At 69.4% G+C, this 17632-nt stretch carries 17 protein-coding genes and 1 pseudogene; 8 read left to right on the top strand and 10 right to left on the bottom strand.

Annotated elements, in window-relative coordinates:
• On the bottom strand, positions 1 to 1830 hold the full coding sequence (locus OG953_RS27405; protein ID WP_405687561.1) for an acyl-CoA dehydrogenase: 1830 nt from the start codon (positions 1828 to 1830) through the stop codon (positions 1 to 3).
• Here OG953_RS27405 and OG953_RS27400 point away from each other — a divergent pair.
• The 3 genes and pseudogenes from OG953_RS27400 to OG953_RS27390 all read left to right on the top strand — a co-directional run.
• A complete protein-coding gene (locus tag OG953_RS27400) occupies positions 1823 to 2104 on the top strand; it encodes a hypothetical protein (protein WP_405687559.1) in 282 nt (93 codons plus the stop codon). The two genes, OG953_RS27405 and OG953_RS27400, sit on opposite strands and share 8 nt — an antisense overlap.
• Positions 2105 to 2279: 175 nt before the next feature.
• Positions 2280 to 2627, top strand: a complete 348-nt coding sequence (locus OG953_RS27395) for a hypothetical protein (protein ID WP_405687558.1) — start codon at positions 2280 to 2282, stop codon at positions 2625 to 2627.
• A 104-nt stretch (positions 2628 to 2731) separates the two neighbouring features.
• A pseudogene (locus OG953_RS27390) lies at positions 2732 to 2974 on the top strand (NADPH-dependent FMN reductase); the annotation flags it as partial.
• An 84-nt stretch (positions 2975 to 3058) separates the two neighbouring features.
• Here OG953_RS27390 and OG953_RS27385 read toward each other — a convergent pair.
• Positions 3059 to 3814, bottom strand: a complete 756-nt coding sequence (locus OG953_RS27385) for an IPT/TIG domain-containing protein (protein WP_405687556.1) — start codon at positions 3812 to 3814, stop codon at positions 3059 to 3061.
• Between the two features lie 555 nt (positions 3815 to 4369).
• The gene (locus OG953_RS27380; RefSeq protein ID WP_405687555.1) at positions 4370 to 4660 is read right to left on the bottom strand and encodes a hypothetical protein; all 291 of its coding nucleotides are present in this window, start codon (positions 4658 to 4660) and stop codon (positions 4370 to 4372) included.
• Between the two features lie 259 nt (positions 4661 to 4919).
• On the opposite strand from OG953_RS27380, the gene OG953_RS27375 reads away from it, so the two are divergent.
• Positions 4920 to 5429 carry a MepB family protein gene (locus OG953_RS27375; RefSeq protein ID WP_405687553.1) on the top strand — a complete coding sequence of 170 codons (510 nt, stop codon included), beginning with the start codon at positions 4920 to 4922 and terminating at the stop codon, positions 5427 to 5429.
• Positions 5430 to 5567: 138 nt separating this feature from the next.
• Here OG953_RS27375 and OG953_RS27370 read toward each other — a convergent pair whose 3' ends face one another.
• Entirely contained in the window at positions 5568 to 6152 is a 585-nt protein-coding gene (locus tag OG953_RS27370) for a TetR family transcriptional regulator (RefSeq protein WP_405687552.1), read from the bottom strand.
• Positions 6149 to 7651, bottom strand: a complete 1503-nt coding sequence (locus tag OG953_RS27365; RefSeq protein ID WP_405687550.1) for an MFS transporter — start codon at positions 7649 to 7651, stop codon at positions 6149 to 6151. Before OG953_RS27365 ends, OG953_RS27370 begins: the two co-directional genes overlap by 4 nt.
• Positions 7652 to 7827: 176 nt before the next feature.
• On the opposite strand from OG953_RS27365, the gene OG953_RS27360 reads away from it, so the two are divergent.
• Entirely contained in the window at positions 7828 to 8130 is a 303-nt protein-coding gene (locus OG953_RS27360; protein WP_405687549.1) for a hypothetical protein, read from the top strand.
• 337 nt (positions 8131 to 8467) lie between these two features.
• Here the strand turns inward: OG953_RS27360 and OG953_RS27355 are convergent, their stop codons facing one another.
• Positions 8468 to 9850: a DUF445 domain-containing protein gene (locus OG953_RS27355; protein ID WP_405687547.1), complete on the bottom strand. Its 1383-nt coding sequence runs from the start codon at positions 9848 to 9850 to the stop codon at positions 8468 to 8470.
• A 202-nt stretch (positions 9851 to 10052) separates the two neighbouring features.
• On the opposite strand from OG953_RS27355, the gene OG953_RS27350 reads away from it, so the two are divergent.
• Both OG953_RS27350 and OG953_RS27345 read left to right on the top strand, forming a co-directional pair.
• Entirely contained in the window at positions 10053 to 11303 is a 1251-nt protein-coding gene (locus OG953_RS27350) for a GDSL-type esterase/lipase family protein (protein ID WP_405687546.1), read from the top strand.
• A gap of 62 nt (positions 11304 to 11365) precedes the next feature.
• Positions 11366 to 11806, top strand: a complete 441-nt coding sequence (locus tag OG953_RS27345; RefSeq protein ID WP_405687544.1) for a hypothetical protein — start codon at positions 11366 to 11368, stop codon at positions 11804 to 11806.
• A 136-nt stretch (positions 11807 to 11942) separates the two neighbouring features.
• Here OG953_RS27345 and OG953_RS27340 read toward each other — a convergent pair whose 3' ends face one another.
• The 3 genes from OG953_RS27340 to OG953_RS27330 are packed head-to-tail and all read right to left on the bottom strand — an operon-like array spanning position 11943 to position 14750.
• A complete protein-coding gene (locus OG953_RS27340; protein WP_405687543.1) occupies positions 11943 to 13031 on the bottom strand; it encodes an ATP-binding cassette domain-containing protein in 1089 nt (362 codons plus the stop codon).
• A 44-nt stretch (positions 13032 to 13075) separates the two neighbouring features.
• Entirely contained in the window at positions 13076 to 13957 is an 882-nt protein-coding gene (locus OG953_RS27335; protein ID WP_405687542.1) for an ABC transporter permease, read from the bottom strand.
• Complete coding sequence (locus tag OG953_RS27330) at positions 13950 to 14750, bottom strand: ABC transporter permease (RefSeq protein WP_405692092.1); 801 nt, start codon at positions 14748 to 14750, stop codon at positions 13950 to 13952. Before OG953_RS27330 ends, OG953_RS27335 begins: the two co-directional genes overlap by 8 nt.
• Positions 14751 to 14920: 170 nt before the next feature.
• Between OG953_RS27330 and OG953_RS27325 the strand changes: the two genes are divergently transcribed.
• On the top strand, positions 14921 to 17296 hold the full coding sequence (locus OG953_RS27325; protein WP_405687540.1) for a transglycosylase domain-containing protein: 2376 nt from the start codon (positions 14921 to 14923) through the stop codon (positions 17294 to 17296).
• Here OG953_RS27325 and OG953_RS27320 read toward each other — a convergent pair.
• The gene (locus tag OG953_RS27320; RefSeq protein ID WP_405687538.1) at positions 17290 to 17610 is read right to left on the bottom strand and encodes a DMT family transporter; all 321 of its coding nucleotides are present in this window, start codon (positions 17608 to 17610) and stop codon (positions 17290 to 17292) included. The two genes, OG953_RS27325 and OG953_RS27320, sit on opposite strands and share 7 nt — an antisense overlap.
• Between the last annotated feature and the right edge of the window lie 22 nt (positions 17611 to 17632).

Below are 17632 nucleotides of genomic sequence, written 5' to 3'. Positions count from 1 at the left end.
TCACCCGGACAGCAGGCTGCCTTCGATGCCGTCGAAGGCATCAGGATGGTTGATGGGATGGTCGCGGAGAACGTCCTCCACGACGGCGAATCCGTTCGTGAGGGTCAGGGCCTCGGGTGCGAGGTCCCCGACGACACTCTCGGCCGCGTCGGGGAGCTGCCTCACCTGGGCGCTGGTCAGATACCCCTCCGCAAGCAGGTCTCCGCTGTGAGCCGCGACACGACGCAGGGTGAACAGTCGGTGCAGCAAACGCAGCTGGCGCTGCGCTTCGGGGTGAGGCGCCTGGTTGGCGGCGTCCAGAAGAGCTTGGGCAGCCTGGCTGTGTGCGTAGGCGTCGACCAGCTCCAGAGCCGGTGTGACGGCGGTGTTCCATCGGTTGAGGGGATTGCCGGCCGGTGCGCTGCGCAGGCGCGTACGTGCACGCTGGTGCCAGATGCGTTCGATGTCCGCCAACAGGTCTTGGAGGAAGTCCGGATCGCCGAGGTCGCGAGCCTCGGGCGGCGCATCATGGGGCTCCTTCGGAGTGAAGTGCCCAAGAAGCATTTCGCCGGCGGCCTTGACCCAGATGACGAGGTTGTCACCTTCCGCTGTGATGGTTCCCTCGTTGGCCGCCAGCTGGCCCGCGATCCCGTTGGCCAGGAAGAGCCCCTGCGCACCGCAGCGTTCGCGGCACTCGGTCATGACGGCACGGGCCCGCCAGGTGATCCAGCCCTTGGCTATGGCTGCGAACCGCTCACCGTTCTCCCGCTCCGACTCCGTTGCCTGCGCCCACTGCCGTACCGCGGCGCGGTGCAGGAGAGTCGCGGCGTAGGTGGTGGCGATGGCATCGAGGAGTGGAGCGTGGTGGCTGCGGTGAGCGAACAGCGGAACACTGCCTCCGGCTGTCACGCCGGAAGTCTGCCTCGCGTGGGCGTGCCGTACGGCCACGGCGAGCGCGTGGCGCGTGACCCCGAGGCTGTAGCCGCTCATGCAGAGCTTGCCGGCGGTGACGCGGCCGATGGAGTGCAGGAAGCGCTTGCGGGGACTGCCGATCGAACTGGTGAAGACGCCTTCCGGTGTGAGGCGTCCGTGGTCGGACTGCAGAAGCGCTTCTTGTGGCAGACGGACCTGGTCGAAGGAGGTGACGCAGTGGTCGACAGGGGCGGTGGCTGTCTGGGGCAGCCTGCGTATCTCGACTCCTGGCATCGGTTGCCCGGTCTCGTCGCTGAGCGGAGTAAGGAACAGGAAGACGCCCTGGTCTTTGCCGTCCGTGATGAGGCGGGCGGCGACGACAGCGGTTTTGGGACCGCCGGTGGAGCTGGTGTTGGGCATGAACTTGCGGGCGGCCGCGCTGGGAGTGTTCAGCACGAACTCGCCTGTGGTTCGGTCGTACGTGGCGGTGGTCTCCAGTTGGGAGGCGCTGTTGCCGTGCCCGGCCTCCGTGCACAGAAACGTTCCTGTACGCCGCAGCTCGACGAACTCCCGCAGATCGCGGTTCGGGCCCGACGTGTGTTCGAGGAGGCTGCCGAGGAAGAGGTTGTAGTGGATACTCGCCACCGTTCCCAGTCCTGCGTCCACCGGGCCGACCCATTCGTGGAGTGCCGCGAGTCGTTCCACGTCGACAACGAAGTCCTCGGGGCTGTCGAGTTCCTCGTTGATCAGATGTAAACGCTCATAGGACAGTGCGGCACGTTCGTCAGGCGACAGCCCTTCTCTGAAGCTGAACGGCTCAGTGCTGAACAGCTTGCGCCAGGGCTCGTGGAGCTGATCCAGTCGTTCGCCGAAGAGTGCCTGCGTCAGCGCTGCGGCGGTCGAAGAGGCCTGGTCAGAGGGGAGCGAGGTCTTGATCACGTTTCGAACGCTAGCTCATACGTTCAGTCAGCACGGCGTGATGATCAACACGATTGAGATCACCTGGATGTTGGTATCAGCCCGTTCCGAGGGGGCACGGGAAACCTTCTGGACCGCCGGCAGCGCCGGCATGGGAAGTCGTCCGCGCGACCGCATGACCGAGCGCATCCAGTGCCTGATACGCAACAGGGACGCGATCGGCGAGTACCTCGACGCCGTACGCGCGACCGGACGACCGGACCCCGCCTCCGAAGCGCCGCCCGTGCTGTCGTGACCCGCCGCGGCGGCGGTCAACTCGATGACCGCGGTACATGACCCACATGGCCGTCGGCAGAACCGATTCAGCAGCTCCCGTCCGGGTGACGGAACCCCACATCTGACAGTAACCGCAGGTCAGCGCCACAGACTTGGGCCGGTTCCGATTCTTTCCCGCACAAGGAGTGCCCTTCATGCGTCTTCGTTCCACCGTGGCTGCCGCCCTCGGCGCGCTCGCGCTCATCGTGGCTGTGCCGTCCTCGGCCGGTGCGGCCTCCGGTGACTTCGGCTACACGTACACCGGTCTCGACGGCTCCCCGCAGATCGGCATCCTGTTCGACCCGCCGAGCAGGGTGTGCATCACCCTGCCCGAGGTCGCCGATCCCGGTTCCTCGAACCCCGCCCACACTCCGTGGAACCACACCGACGCAACCGCCGTTGTCTTCACCGGCGTCGACTGCGAGGGCGAATTCTTCCTCCTCCGGCCGAACGGCGGCCACGCCTCCAGCCGGCTGAAGCTCCGTTCCGTCGCCTTCAGCTGATCCCGCCACCACCGCGCAGACCGAGAGAGGGGCCGTCCCGGGGGCGGCCCCTCTCTCATGCGGGGAATGAGGGTCACTGGTTGACGGGGCATGCCGACGCACCGGTGATCCTTTTGCTGTCCGGAAGTCTGCGCAGCGGCTCCTCCAACGAGACCGTGTTGCGCACCGTGCAGGCTGTGGCGCCTGCGGGCGTACGGACCGTTCTCTACGGTGGCCTCGCGGCGCTCCCGCACTTCAATCCCGATGACGACGCCGTGCCGCTGCCGGTGCCTGTGGTCGCGTTGCGTGCGGCGATCGACGAGGCGGATGCCGTTCTGGTCTGTACGCCGGAGTACGCGGGTACCCTGCCGGGGGTGTTCGGCGACCGCGCCTACGTCGACGCGGTCGCCGCTCTACGGTCCAATGGACCGTCTCACGGCTGGGACTCTTGGTCAGATGCCGGGAGAGGCGAGGTAGGTGAATCCGTCTGCTGCCAGGGCGGTCCCGGCGGCGTTGGTGACCCGGACGTCCGACGGGCCGGGCGCGCCGTCGGTGGTGGGCGGGGCGACCACCGACAGGGTGGTCGCGTTGATGACAGTGAACGGGGCGGGAACGGCACCGAAGGTGACCGAGTCGGTCGTGTCGAAGTTGGTGCCGGTGATGGTCACTGCCGTCCCACCGGACGCCGGGCCGGAGTTGGGGGCGATGGCGGTGATGGTCGGGTTGTCGATGTAGGTGTAGGAGAGGCCGTTGTTGGTTCCGCCTGCGGTCGTCACACTCACCGACACGGTTCCGGCCGCGGCGCCCGCGGGCACTGTGACGCTGACCTGACTGTCGGAGATCACCGTCGGGGTGGCGGTGACAGCGCCGAAGGACACACTGGTCGCGGTGGACAGCCCGGTGCCGTTGACGGTGATGCTGTTGCCGCCGCCCAGCGGGCCGGAGGTGGCACTCAGTGAGGACTCGAACGGGGCGCCGACATAGAAGAACGGCACCGGGTTGCTGGTCCCGCCCGGGGTGGTCACGGTGACGCCGACCGTACCGGCCCCCGAGGGGGACACGGCAGTGACCTGGGTCGGCGAGACCTGGGTGACACCCGTCGCGGACTTGGAACCGAACTTCACCGCGCCGGCGTTGGACAGGTTCGTGCCGGTGATGGTCACCAGAGTGCCGCCACCGGTGGAACCCTCATTCGGAGAGATAGGCATGACTGTTCTCCCTTGCTGGATGAGACGGACGGAGAAACCACGAACCGGCCGATCGGCCACACCGCCTGACAGCCGGCAACCAGCCGGCAATCCAGGGTGAGCGAGCAGTTCCAGAGGGACACGCGATGCCGCACGGCAGCCACCCTGCGCACAGACGCAAAAAACCGGCGGACGTCGCCCACTACCACGTTTCCCCGGCACGGGATGGGCGACCCGCCGGTTCGATACCCACAGTGACCCATGCGGGCGCATAACCAACAAGGGCATAGGCAGAAGAATCAGCCATATGGAGTACACCGAGCCGAGGTCGGCCGGCAGATGGAGCTTGTCGGCGGTGAGCTCGGCGCTGGGCACGCAACCGGCCCCGCGCCGCCACCGGCACCACCGACCTTTCGCAGGCCAGGACGCCAGGCATGACACTGCGGGCCCCGGGATTCCTCGGGGCCCGCAGTGAACCGTTCCGGGCTTGATAGAGACTCCAGCCAGGGCGAGGCAACTGCGGTCCGCCCAGCAGGAGTCGAGCGGGCCGAGTGACTCCCGGCGGGGGCTCGGGGGTCAGGCGCCGATCGCCCAGATGAGGGTGATGGTGCCGACGAATCCGATGGTGCCGAGGGTGGTTCCGGCGATTGCGGTCCACAGGCGGCCGGTGCCGTGGCGGGCGTAGTGGATGCCCGCTGCGCCGAGGGTGACGGCGAGGGCTCCGGCGATGATCGCCCATGGGAACGTGACGAACGCGAGCGCGGGCGCCCATGCACCTATGACGGAGATGGCGCCGAGGACGAGTGCGGTGGGGCCCAGGGCGACGGCGGGTGTGTCGGTTCGGTCGGGCACGGTCGGCTCAGGCATGAACTGCTCCCCCTTTTGAACGAGTTCAAATTGTGTGCCGATCATAGCGCCGGGACGGCGGCGGACCGGCCGGGGGCAGGGCATGGCGAAGCCCCGTCGGCCGGGCGGGTCTCGGGGTCAGCCACGGCAGCCGAACCCGGGTGCGGCCGGCCCCGTGCACTCGTCGGCGCCCCTCCTGCGGCGCGATGACAGAATCGGATGAATGATGACGTCTTGTGGGCCCGGCCCCGCACCCGAGCCCTGGTCGTGCGAGGGGTCGATGCACGCCGACCTTCTCGCGGCGAAGTCCCTGGTCTACGACCCGTGCGGGTTCATATGTTCCCGGCCGGTGCCCGAGGCGGAGAGCGCCGAGTACGGGGCGCATGTATTCACCGTGGACGGCGCCGCCGTCAGGTTCCGGGCGGCCAGGACGACCCCGACGAAGGTCGGCCAGTTCGTGACGGTGTGGAAGCGGTCCGCCGGTGGGCCGATTCAGCCCTACGACTCCGAGGACCCTGTCGATCTCTTCGTCATCAGCACCCGTGACGCCGACCGTTTCGGGCAGTTCGTGTTTCCGCGGGACGTGCTCTGCGAGCGGGGCATCGTGTCGAGGAACGGTTGCGGTGGGAAGCGCGCCTTCCGCGTCTACCCGCCCTGGGTCACGACGACCAATCGCCAGGCAGGCCGTACGCAGGAGTGGCAGGCGGACTATTTCCTGCGTGTGGGCCTGCCTGCGGAAGAGGGTGGGGCGGTCGCCCCCGGCCGGTCCCGGGCGCTCTATCACCCGTGACGGCACCGCCCGCCCGGCGCGGTCGGCACAGGGCGGCGACCGTCAGCGGTAGTCCTCCGGGTGGCCCTGCATCCAGGTGTTGATGCGGTCGCGGGTGCCGATCAGCCCGGACCCTACATTCCCGGCGTCGCCGGTTCCTCACCCCGTGATCAGGATCTGCAGCGCGGGCGCGTACAGGTCCGCGATGTGTTCGGGGGTGGCGTCCGCGCCTGCGCCCTCGCGGTGGAGGCTGAGGGTGGCGCCGAGGCCGAGGAGGTGACCGGCGATCAGTTCGGCGCGCAGGGTGCTCTCGGGGCCGGTGAGACGGGCGGCCAGGGCGTCGGTGACCTGTTCGTGGAAGCGGTCGCGCAACAGGGAGCGTTCGTCGCGGTTGCCGAGCGAGAAGACGACCCGCAGCAACGGGTCGGACTGCAGTTCCCGGCGGCGGCTCACCAGCGTCACCACCATGTGGCGGCCCAGCATGTCGAGCGGGGCGTCGAAGAGTTCGGCGGCTGCGGGGCCGAAGTCGGCGACGGTGTTGAAGAGTTCTTCCTTGCGGCCGAAGTGCTTGACGACCAGGGAAGGGCTCACTCCGGCGTCGGCCGCTATCCCCCTTATGGTCACCTCGGCATACGGGCGCTGTGTGAACGCCCGGCGGGCAGCGCGCAGGATCGCGTCCCGGCCCGTGCCCGGATCGACAGCGGCCGGAGCCGGGACCGGAACGGTGGCCTGGCGGCTGGTCATGCGCCCTCCTGGATCGGCATCGTCCGCACACCGTCCTTCCGGTCGCCCGGGGCGTTGCGGCTCTCTTCGACCGTACCCGCCGTGGGCGTACGGCCGCCCGGCAGGCACAGCGTGACCAGCAGCGCCGCGAGCGCCGCGCCCGCCGCGATCAGGAAGACCACCTGGTAGGCGTGGAGCGTCGGGGCTGTCCGGCCGCCCACCAGGAACGTGATGTCGGCGAGGACCGCGGCCACCGTCGCGCTGCAGAAGGCCTGCCCGATCGACCGCATCAAGGTGTTGAGGCCGTTGGCCGCGCCCGTCTCGCCGACCGGGACGCCGCGCATGACCAGCGCGGGCAGCGCCGAGTACGCGATGGCCGTGCCCGAGGCGACGACCGTCGCACCGGCGATGATCATCCAGAGGCTGTGGCTGGTGAAGTACCGCACCACATAGCCGGCCGCGATCACGCCCGCCGCCAGCGCCAGGCTCACCTTCGGACCGTACTTCGCGGAGATCCGCGCCGAGACCGGCGAGAGCGCCACCATCATCACGCCGCCCGGCAGCAGACACAGCCCGCTGACGACGAGCGAGGCGCCGAGCCCGTAACCCGTCGCCTTCGGCTCCTGCACCATCTGCGCGGTGACCAGGGAGTTCGCATAGAAGGCAAAGCCGATCAGCAGGGCGGCGACGTTGGTGAGCAGGACGGCCGGGCGGGCCGAGACCCGCAGATCGACCATCGGCGTCGGGACGCGGAGCTCGTACGCACCCCAGGCCAGCGCCACGACGACGGCGGCCACCAGCAGACCGACCGTCCGCGCCGACGTCCAGCCCCAGTCGGCGCCCTGGGTGACCGCGAGCAGCAGACAGACCAGGGCCCCGGACAGCCCCAGCGCGCCGACGGCGTCGAAACGGCCACGGGTGCGGAGCGGGGATTCCGGTACGCACCACAGCACCAGCACGATGTCGATGACACCGATCACTCCCGAGACCCAGAACATCGTGTGCCAGTCGAAGTTCTCGACGACGAGGGCGGCGACCGGCAGCCCGACCGCCGCGCCGATGCCGAGCGTCGAGCTCATCAGCGCCACGGCGGACAGCACCCGCTCGGGCGGGAGTTCGTCGCGCAGGATGCTGATGCCAAGCGGTACGACGGCGAGCGCCGCACCCTGCAGGGCGCGGCCGGTGATCAGCACCTCGATGTGGGAGCTGGCCGCGCACAGGACCGAGCCCACCACCAGCACCATGAGCGAGGCGACGAGCACCCGCCGCTTGCCGTACATGTCACCGACCCGGCCCAGTACGGGCGTGAAGACGGCGCCGGTCAGGAGGGTGACGGTGACCAACCAGCTCGCGGCGGCGGGGGTCGCGCCGGTGAGGGCCGGGATGTGCGGGAGGAGCGGGACGACGATCGTCTGCATGACCGCGACCACGACACCGCAGAACGCGAGGACGCCTACGGCGAAACGGGGGTGCGGGGCCTCATCCGTGGCGGCGGTCGGGGCAGGTATGTCCGCGGGCATGGCTCTCCGTACGGTGCTCGTCGGCAGGGGCTTCGCGCAGAGGTGCACGCTCGTTCACCCCCAAGGGTAAACGCTTGTGCACCCCCGCGGCGACAGGAAGTCCGGGCACCGCGTTAGCCTCGAAGACCCGGACTCCGGGTCCGGACAACTCAGACAAGAAGGCGAAGGTGGTTGCGATGGCGAAGGTTCCGACAGCGGCGGTGGCGGCGAGCGGGCTGGTCGGCGGGTACGCCGTCGCACGGTGGACCAAGAAGCGGCCGCTGGGCGGGGTCGCCCTCGCCGCCGCGGGCACCGTCGCCGCGTACGAGTGGAACCGGCAGGCCGGGCCGCGCGCGGCCGTCGGGCTGACCACCGCGTATGTCGCCGCGTTCGCCGGTTCGCACCCGCTGGCCAAGAAGGTCGGCGCCTGGCCCGCCGTCTTCGCCGTGGCGGGCGGCGTGGCCGCCGCGTCGTGGGCGGTCACCCGCCGGGCCGCCTGAATCGCGTACGGATTGCCGGTGATCAGCCGGTGATCATCTACCGGACGCGTTGAACGCGGGCGGGGCCATGTGCGTAGTCAAGGGCACTCCCCCGCGTAAGCCGGGTGCGTATCCGTACGACAGAACGGGTACGCACCCGGAACCCTTGAGACCGACCGGCAATTGGGGGGTGGGTGAAGGAGCGGGGCTGGGGTGCGTGCATCGCAAGGCGGAGGATTGAGCCATGGCGGAGCCATGGTGATTGACGACAACGCCGCGAGGTGCGTGCCCCAGCCCCGTGACGCCGCCCCCCAATTGCCGGTCGGTCTAAGGCTCCGACGAGCCGGAACCCCGGGCCCTACGCCCCCAGCGCCCGCGACACCGTATAGATCAGCAGCCCCGCCAGCGCACCCACCACCGTGCCGTTGATCCGGATGAACTGCAGGTCACGGCCGATGTGCGCCTCGATCTTCTTCGACGTCTGGTCCGCGTCCCAGCTCGCGACCGTGTCACTGATCAGCGACGTGATCTCCGCGCGGTACGTCGTGACGACATAGACCGCCGCGTCCTCCAGCCAGCCCTCCAGCTTGGCCTGCATCCGCCCGTCCGTCGCCAACCGTGCGCCGAACGTCAGCAGTGAGGCCCGCGCGCGCAGCCGCAGCTCGCTCTGCTCGTCGTCCGCAGCCGCGATCATCATCGTGCGCACCGACGACCATGCCGATGCGATGACCTCCTGGACCTCGCCGCGCCCCAGGATCTCCGACTTCAGCCGCTCCACCCGTGCCCGGGTGTCCGAGTCCGTCTGGAGGTCGGCCGCGAAGTCCGTCAGGAACGTGTCGATCGAACCGCGCGCCGGGTGCCCCGGCATGTCCCGCATCTCCGTGATGAAGCGCAGCAGTTCCTTGTAGACCCGCTCCCCCACCCGCTTGTCGACGAACCGCGGCGTCCAGCCCGGTGCCCCGCCCTGCACCGCGTCCATCACCGAATCGCCGTGCAGCACCAGCCAGTCGTGGGCGCGCACACAGATCAGGTCCACCATCCTGCGGTGGCCGCCGTCCGCGACGATCTTCTCCAGCATCTTGCCGAGGCCGGGAGCGATCTCCGCCGCATTGGCCCGCCGGGTGATCGCCTCACCCACCACGGCCTGCACATCGGAGTCCCGCAGCACCGTCAACGCACCGCGCAGCGCGGTCGACAGCTCGGCGGTCACCCGGTCGGCGTGTTCCGGCTCGGCGAGCCAGGCGCCGAGCCGGCCACCGATACCCAGGGCATGGATACGGCTGCGTACGACATCGCCGGAGAGAAAATTCTCACCGACGAAGGCCCCCAGGGAGGCTCCCAGCTGGTCCTTCTTGGAGGGGATGATGGCGGTGTGCGGGATCGGCAGGCCGAGCGGACGCTTGAACAGCGCCGTGACGGCGAACCAGTCGGCCAGCGCACCCACCATCCCCGCCTCGGCGGCCGCGGCGACGAAGCCCGGCCAGCCGCCCACACCCGCGTTCTTCGCCCAGGTGGCGAGGACGTACACGAGCGCGACCAGCAGAAGGAGGCCCGTGGCCGTGGTCTTCATCCGGCGTACGCCGCGACGCTTCTCCTCGTCGGCTGCGGTGTACGCGAACGAGGCGAGGGGGGCTGGGTGGCCGCCGGGCGCGGGACGGGCCGCGCCCGCCACCTGCTCCCGGGCACGCTCCGGCTGCCCCGCACCCTGTTCCCCGGGTCCGGTCCCATCGATCCGTTCCATCCGCTCCACCCGTCCGCGTACGCATCGCCCCCGGTGTCCCGTACGCATTGTCCCTACCTGACCTACTCCCGGGCCGCACGCCGAGTTCCCGACGCCTTGCCCCATCATGGGATCAGTCCGATTAAGACCGACCGGCACAGGGGGGGGCGACGCCGCCCCAGCCATGCGCCGGTCGGTCTCACCACGAGGAGACACACCGCCCATGCCCAGGCGCCAGGGGTACGCCCTGCACATCGCCCTCGTGGCGGGCACAGCCGCACTCGCCACCGGCGTGGCGTTCGCCGGCTCCCTGCTCTTCTCCGGCTCCGGCACCCGGTCGCAGCAGATCGCCGCACCCGACCCGCGGTCCGTGGCCCGTACGCCCGCCGCACCGGCCCACTCCACCGGCCTCTGGCTCGGCACCTGGGCGGCGGCCCCCACCACCGGGGTGATCGACACGTACAACGGCAGCGACCTGACCCGGCGCACCATCCGTAACGTCGTGCACACCAGCATCGGCGGCGACGCGGCCCGCATCACCCTCTCGAACCTCTTCGGTACGCACCCGCTGGTCGTGGACCACGCCACGGTGAACGCCCGTCCCGTGACCTTCCGGGGCTCCGCCGCCGTGACCGTCGCCGCGGGCGGACAGATCGTCAGCGACCCGGTCCTCGTCCCGGTCGCCGCCGACGCCGATCTCGTCGTCACCCTGCGCACCCCCACCGCCGAGGGCCCCGTCACCATCCACCCGGGCACCCACCAGACGTCGTACGTGGAGGACGGGCGGGGCGCCCGGCGCACCACCGACTGGCGCTACCTCACCGCCGTCGACGTACACAACGAGACCGCCGCCGGAACGATCGCGGTGATCGGTGACTCGCTCACCGCGGGCACCGGCTCCACCCTCGACGCGAACAGCCGCTGGCCCGACGTGCTCGCCGACCGGCTGCGCGGCCGGTACGGAGTGGTCAACGCCGGTATCGCGGGCAACCGCATCCTGCGCGACGGCAGCGGCGCACGGGCGAGCGCCCGCTTCGACCGCGACGTTCTGGACGTCGCCGGGGTGAAGACGGTGGTCATCGCGCTCGGCATCAACGATGTGCAGCAGCTCCCGCAGGAGACCGACCCGCAGCGCATCGCGGACGCACTGCGGTCCATGACCCAGCGCGCCCACGCACGCGGACTGCGGGTCGTCGGGGCGACACTGATGCCGTACGAGGGGTTCCGCACCTGGACGCCCGCGCAGAACGCCGTACGGGAACAGGTCAACGAGCTCATCCGGGCGGGCAGGATCTTCGACTCGGTCATCGACTTCGACAAGGCGGCCCGCGACCCGTACCACCCGACCCGGCTGCTGCCCGCCTACGACTGCGGCGACCATCTCCACCTGAACGACACGGGCTACCAGCGGCTGGGCTCATTGGTCGACCTGCCGGCCCTGCAACACGACCGGCCCGTCTCCGACCAGCTCTGACTGCGGGACACCCGCGCCAAAACCGGTTGCCACCCCTGCGCGGCGTGCCGTCATACTCTGCCATGAGCAGAATCGCACAGGTCATTGTGCTGGCGTTGTACGCCGACGAGGTCATGGAACCACTGACCCTCCCCGACGAGTCACGCAGTTGGCGTGGCACGTTCCGGGCGCTCGACCTGTTCGCAGGAGGGTGGGTCATCGAGTTCGACCGCATGAGGCCGCGCACCGGTCTGCTGAGGCATCTGGAGTCGCTACCGTGGCCCGATCCCCGGAAAGTGCAGGTGCTGATCCACGACGAGGAGGACGATGTCTTCGGCCTGTGGACGATGCGGGACGGCGCACTGGCCGAGGTGCCCCTGCCGGACACCCAGCGCTACCACAGCGCGGCGCCGCCGACCGATGAGTTCCCGCCGAGCCCGGGGTACCTCTGGCTGGCGGGCGGAGCCGAAGCCGAACGCGAGGACCTGTTCACAGAACCTCAGGATCTGCGCCCCGCCTGGTAGCGGCAGAGTCGGCCCGATCGGAAGAGTCCTAGTAACGGTCTCCCTCACCCTTCTCCAGCCGCCCCCGCTCGCGCCCGCGCTCCCGGTCCAGCTCCCGCGCCCGCTCCGCGTCCCTCAGGCGCTGCTACCGCGCAGCCTATTGAACGCGTACGCTCCCGTCACCGATCTGCATGCCGCCGGCCGACGCGTACATCTTCGCGATCACGGCCTCGATGTCGGGCTCCCGCACCGACAGGTCGACCAGCGGGTAGTCCGCCGCGATCCGGGCGACCAGCGGTGCGGCCGACTCCGAGGCCGGGAAGGCCAGCCACTGGCGCGGCCCCTCCACCTTCACCGTACGGACCGAAGGCACCGACTCCAGCCTGATCGGCGGGAGTTGACGCTCCAGGTCGACCACCAGCGTCCGCTCACTCTCGCCCACCTCATGCAGTCCGGCAAGCGCCCCGTCGTACATCAGACGGCCGTGGTCGATCACCATCACACGCTTGCAGAGCTGCTCGATGTCCGTCAGATCGTGCGTGGTGAGCAGCACGGTCGTGCCACGTTCGGCATTCAAGTCCCTCAGGAATCCACGGACTTTGGCCTTGGAGACGACGTCCAGACCGATCGTCGGCTCGTCCAGGTACAGCACCTCGGGATCGTGCAGCAGCGCCGCCGCGATGTCGCCGCGCATCCGCTGCCCCAGCGAAAGCTGCCGTACGGGTACGTCCAACAGCTCGCCCAGATCGAGGAGTTCGACGCAGCGGTCCAGATTCTCGCGGTAGCGGGCGTCGGGAATCCGGTACATCCGGTGCATCAACCGGTACGAGTCGCGCAGCGGCAGGTCCCACCAGAGCGTGGTGCGCTGGCCGAACACCACACCAATGCGGTGAGCCAGCCTCGTACGCTCCCTGGACGGGTCGATGCCCGCCACCCGCAGCCGGCCGCCGCTCGGGGTGAGGATGCCGGTCAGCATCTTGATCGTCGTCGACTTCCCGGCACCGTTCGGGCCGATGTAGCCGACCATCTCGCCGCGCGCGACGCGGAAGCTGATGGAGTCGACCGCTCGCACCTCGCGGCGTTCACTGCGCATGAAGCCGGTCTTGCGGCGCACGTCGAAGACCTTTTCGACGTTGTCGAGCTCGATGAAGCCGGTGTCGGTGCCCTTGCCGATGTCCGTGCCGATGTCCGTGCGGATGTCCGTGTCGGTGTCGGTGTCGGTGTCGGTGTGGGTTTCTGCGTTCATGTCCGATGCCCTCGCCCTTGCCCTCGCCCTGCTCGATGTTTTCGTCAACTGCCTGTGCTGCGGTACGCGCGCAGGCCCGAGCGCCAGGCCAGGCCCGCGAGCAGCCAGCACAGGCCCGCCACCACCGGAGGCAGGAACGCCACCCAGTCCGGCAGGCCCAGCGGATAGTCCCGGCCCAGCACATACAGCGCGGGCAGCCAGTTCACGAAGGCCAGCGGCACAACAAACGTGACCCCGCGCACCAGGTCCTTCGCGAAGATCGACGGCGGGTACTGGAGCAGGGTGTTCCCGCCGTACGTGAAGGAGTTCTGCACCTCGGAGGCATCCTGCGCGACGAACTGGAACGCCGCCCCGGCCACGAACACCGCCGCGAAGATCGCCGCCCCGCTCAGCAGCATCAGCGGAACCATCGCCACCTTCAGCGGTGTCCACCCGATGTCCAGCTTCACCAGCGCGTACCCCAGGACCAGCGCCCCCTGAGTGATCCGCCCCATCCTGCGCAGCGCGAACCGGTCCGCCGCGACCTGGGCGAGCACCGGCACCGGCCGCACCAGCAGCGTGTCCAGCGTGCCGTCGCGCACCCGCCGCCCCAGCCGGTCCATCGAGCCCATCACCAGGTCGGCGAGGCCGAACGCGGTGCCCGAGGCCCCGTACAGCAGCGCGATCTCCGCCAGCGTGTAACCGCCCAGCGCATCCACGTGCTGGAACATCAGCAGGATCGCGACGAAGTCGAAGGCGGTCACCGCGAAGTTCCCGAACGCCGTCATCGCGAACGAGGCGCGGTACGCCATCGTCGAGCGCAGCCACATCGTCGCGATCAGCCCGTACGCCCGGACCCCCTCGACAAGCCTCGACCGCTCGACGAACACCACCTCGGGCGTGTCCGCCGCCTCGGCCACCTCCACCGCACCGGCCGTCTCAGCCACCCTGAACCACCACCCTCCTCGTCGCCACCGACTGCACCAACCGCCCCACCAGCAGCAGCGTCAGCGCCCAGCCGCCCTGGAAGGCGTACGCCTCCACCAGCTCCCACCCCGTGCTCTTGCCGAGCAGCACATCGGCCGGCACCTGGAGCAGCGACGACCACGGCAACACCCGCGCCACGTCGCCCAGCACCCCGGGGAACAGCGTCAGCGGCAGCAGCATCCCGGAGAAGAACATCCCGGCCAGGGCCGTCATCTGCGACACCCCCGCCCCGTCCAGCAGCCAGAACGCGGAGAGCGCCACCAGATAGCGGATCGCGAAACTGACCACGACGCCGAGTGCCACCGAGACGAGGAAGGCCAGCCAGACCCCCGGCGAGGCGGGCAGGGCCAGATCGAAGGCGAGCGAGCCCAGCAGCATCGGCACGATGCCGCGGCCCAGCAGATGGAACGCCGCCCGACCCAAGTCGCCTGCCAGCCACCACAGTTGGAGATCCACCGGCCGGTAGAGATCCACCGCGACATCGCCCGTGCGGATCCGCTCGATCAGCTCGTCCTCGAAACCGCCGCCCATCATGGCGCAGGTCATCAACAGCGCCTGCCCCAGCCACACATAGGTGAGCGCCTGGGGCATGTCGTAACCGCCGAGCTGCGGACGCTCGTCCCACAGCGCCACATAGGTGTACGCCATGATGAAACCGAAGACGGTGTTGGTGAACACTCCCGCCGCCGTCGCGGTCCGGTAAGTGGCATAGCGCCGGAACCCACCCGCCGCCACCACCGCGTACAGCCGCACCGCATCCACCCCCATCGCCCGGGCACCCAACGGCGTTGGCCACCAAAGCGCAAGACCTTAGTCCAACGAAGACGACCGCCGCGACCGCTTTTCAGGGGTCGATCCGGCGCTTATTCCACAGAAAAGGGCACTATGGGGGAACTGACCGCGGCCGAGGAGTCTGCACGGACATGAGCGACGAGCCACAGCAGCCGAGTGGGGAACACGAACCCTGGGGCTGGGACCCCAGGAACCCGTCCGCCCATGGCAGCAACAGCGGCAACAGCGCAGATCAGGGCGGCGAAGCCGGCCGGGCGAAGAAGCCGAAGCGCCCCAAGCGCACCGGCTGGCGCCGCGCCGTCCCCACCTGGCGGATGGTCCTCGGCGCAGTCCTCGTCGTCGCCCTGCTCCTGATCGGCGGCTTCATCGCCGGATACCAGCTCGTCGACATCCCGCCCGCCAACGCCAGCGCCACCGCGCAGTCCAACGTCTACCTCTACAAGGACGGCAGCGTCATCGCCCGCTCCGGCGAGGTCAACCGGGAGAACGTCAAACTCGCCCAGGTCCCGCTCACCGTCCAGCACGCCGTCCTCGCCGCTGAGGACCGCGACTTCTACTCCGAACGGGCCGTCGACCCCACAGCCATGGCCCGCGCCGCCTGGAACACCCTCACCGGCAAGGGCAAACAGGGCGGCTCGACCATCACCCAGCAGTACGTCAAGAACTACTACCTCGGCCAGGAACAGACCATCATCCGCAAGATCAAGGAGTTCTTCATCGCGGTCAAACTCGACCGCGAGGAGTCCAAGAACCAGATCTTCGAGGGCTACCTCAACACCAGCTACTTCGGCCGCAACGCCTACGGCATCCAGGCCGCCGCACAGGCCTACTACAGCAAGGACATCGGCGACATCACCACCGCCGAGGGCGCCTACCTCGCCTCCCTGCTCAACGCCCCCAGCGCGTACGACGTCGTCGCCCACCCCCAGAACAAGGCCGCGGCCCTCGCGCGCTGGAACTACGTACTCGACGGCATGGTCAAGGAGAAGTGGCTCGCCGCCGGCGAACGCGCCGCCATGGAATTCCCCGTACCCGGCAAGGTCAAGCCGCCCACCGGACTCTCCGGACAGCGCGGCTACATCGTCCAGGCCGTCGAGGACTACCTCACCAGCAACAACGTCATCGACGAGAACACCCTGGCCACCGGCGGCTACCGGATCACCACCACACTGGAGAAGAAGAAACAGAACGCGCTCGTCAAAGCCGTCGACGACAACGTCATGTCCCGGACGAGCACAGAGCGCGAGGCCGACCGCAATGTCCGCGTCGGCGGCGCCTCCATCGACACCGGCACCGGCCGGGTCGTCGCCATGTACGGCGGCGTCGACTACACCAAGCAGTACGTGAACAACGCCACCCGCCGCGACTACCAGGTCGGCTCCACCTTCAAGCCCTTCGTCTTCACCTCCGCCGTCGCGGGCGGCTCCACCACCCAGGACGGCCGGCGCATCACCCCCAACACCGTGTACGACGGCACCAACAAACGCATGGTCCAGGGCCCGAACGGACCCACCGGATACGCCCCCGCCAACGAGGACGACATCAGCTACGGGCCCATCACCGTCCGCGTCGCCACCGACAAGTCCGTCAACGCCGTCTACGCCCAGATGGCCGAGGACGTCGGCCCCGACAAGGTCAAGCAGACCGCCATGGACCTCGGCATCCCCAAGAACACCCCCGATCTCGCCCCCTACCCGTCCATCGCGCTCGGCGTCGCCACCGCCAGCGTCCTCGACATGACCGAGGCGTACGCCACCCTCGCCAACCACGGCAGGCACGGCGCGTACACCCTCGTCGACAAGATCAGCAAGGGCGGCGAGGACCTGGAACTCCCCGACAGGAACACCGAACAGGCCGTCAGCCGCGAAGCCGCCGACACCACCACCGCCATCCTCCAGAGCGTCGTCGAGAGCGGCTCCGGCATCGCCGCCCAGGGCGCCGGCCGCCCCGCCGCGGGCAAGACCGGCACGGCCGAGGAGGACAAAGCGGCCTGGTTCGCCGGCTACACCCCCGACCTCACCACCGTCATCGCCGTCATGGGCCAGGACCCCGAAACCGGCGTGCAGAAACCGCTCTACGGAGCACTCGGACTGGCCCGCATCAACGGCGGCGGCGCGCCCGCCCAGACCTGGGCCCAGTACACCGAGGCCGCGCTGCGCGGCACCACGGTCGAGAACTTCGACCTCAGCCTCGAAAGCGGCGCCGAAGAAACCGTCCAGCCGACCGAGGAGAACTCCAGCCCCGGCACCACCGGAACACCGTCCGAGACCCCCTCCAGCACAACGCCCAGCAGCCCCGGGAGTATCCCGCCCAGCAGCCCGTCGACCCCCGGGAGCAGCGAACCCGCCACCGGCGGCACGGAAACCGGCAGCCCGACCGGCGGCGGAACGGAAATCGGCGGCGCGGAGAACGGCGGCGCGGAGAACGGCGGCGAGGACGGCTACGACTTCCTCCCGGGCGACCCCGGCACCCCGGCACCGCAGGGCACCCCGGCGCCGCGTCAGTGACCCGAGGTCACCTTCAGCCCCACCACGGCCACCAGCAGCAGAGAGATGAAGAAGATCCGGGCGGCGGTCACCGGCTCACCCAGCACCACCATGCCGAGAACCGCCGCACCGGCGGCACCGATACCGACCCACACGCCGTACGCCGTACCGATCGGCAGCGTCTTGGCGGCCTGGGACAGCAACACCATGCTCCCCACGATCCCGAGCCCCGTGAACACGCTCGGCCACAGCCGGGTGAACCCCTCGGTGTACTTCAGCCCGATCGACCAGGCCACTTCCAGCAAACCGGCGACAATCAGCAGAACCCACGCCACGACAGCACCTCCGACGAGACAG

It is taken from the genome of Streptomyces sp. NBC_00057 (genome assembly GCF_045041165.1).
Lineage (GTDB): Bacteria > Actinomycetota > Actinomycetes > Streptomycetales > Streptomycetaceae > Streptomyces.
Note: the sequence above shows the minus strand (reverse complement) of the source record. Positions and strands in the feature narration are given on the sequence as shown.

Excerpts from the sequence above, each read along its gene's own strand:
- OG953_RS27350 (WP_405687546.1), top strand. The coding sequence starts at position 10,053 with ATGCCCAGGCGCCAGGGGTACGCCCTGCACATCGCCCTCGTGGCGGGC.
- OG953_RS27365 (WP_405687550.1), bottom strand. The coding sequence starts at position 7,651 with ATGCCCGCGGACATACCTGCCCCGACCGCCGCCACGGATGAGGCCCCG.
- OG953_RS27395 (WP_405687558.1), top strand. The coding sequence starts at position 2,280 with ATGCGTCTTCGTTCCACCGTGGCTGCCGCCCTCGGCGCGCTCGCGCTC.
- OG953_RS27385 (WP_405687556.1), bottom strand. The coding sequence starts at position 3,814 with ATGCCTATCTCTCCGAATGAGGGTTCCACCGGTGGCGGCACTCTGGTG.
- OG953_RS27325 (WP_405687540.1), top strand. The coding sequence starts at position 14,921 with ATGAGCGACGAGCCACAGCAGCCGAGTGGGGAACACGAACCCTGGGGC.
- OG953_RS27380 (WP_405687555.1), bottom strand. The coding sequence starts at position 4,660 with ATGCCTGAGCCGACCGTGCCCGACCGAACCGACACACCCGCCGTCGCC.
- OG953_RS27370 (WP_405687552.1), bottom strand. The coding sequence starts at position 6,152 with ATGACCAGCCGCCAGGCCACCGTTCCGGTCCCGGCTCCGGCCGCTGTC.
- OG953_RS27340 (WP_405687543.1), bottom strand. The coding sequence starts at position 13,031 with ATGAACGCAGAAACCCACACCGACACCGACACCGACACCGACACGGAC.
- OG953_RS27375 (WP_405687553.1), top strand. The coding sequence starts at position 4,920 with ATGCACGCCGACCTTCTCGCGGCGAAGTCCCTGGTCTACGACCCGTGC.
- OG953_RS27355 (WP_405687547.1), bottom strand. The coding sequence starts at position 9,850 with ATGGAACGGATCGATGGGACCGGACCCGGGGAACAGGGTGCGGGGCAG.
- OG953_RS27360 (WP_405687549.1), top strand. The coding sequence starts at position 7,828 with ATGGCGAAGGTTCCGACAGCGGCGGTGGCGGCGAGCGGGCTGGTCGGC.
- OG953_RS27345 (WP_405687544.1), top strand. The coding sequence starts at position 11,366 with ATGAGCAGAATCGCACAGGTCATTGTGCTGGCGTTGTACGCCGACGAG.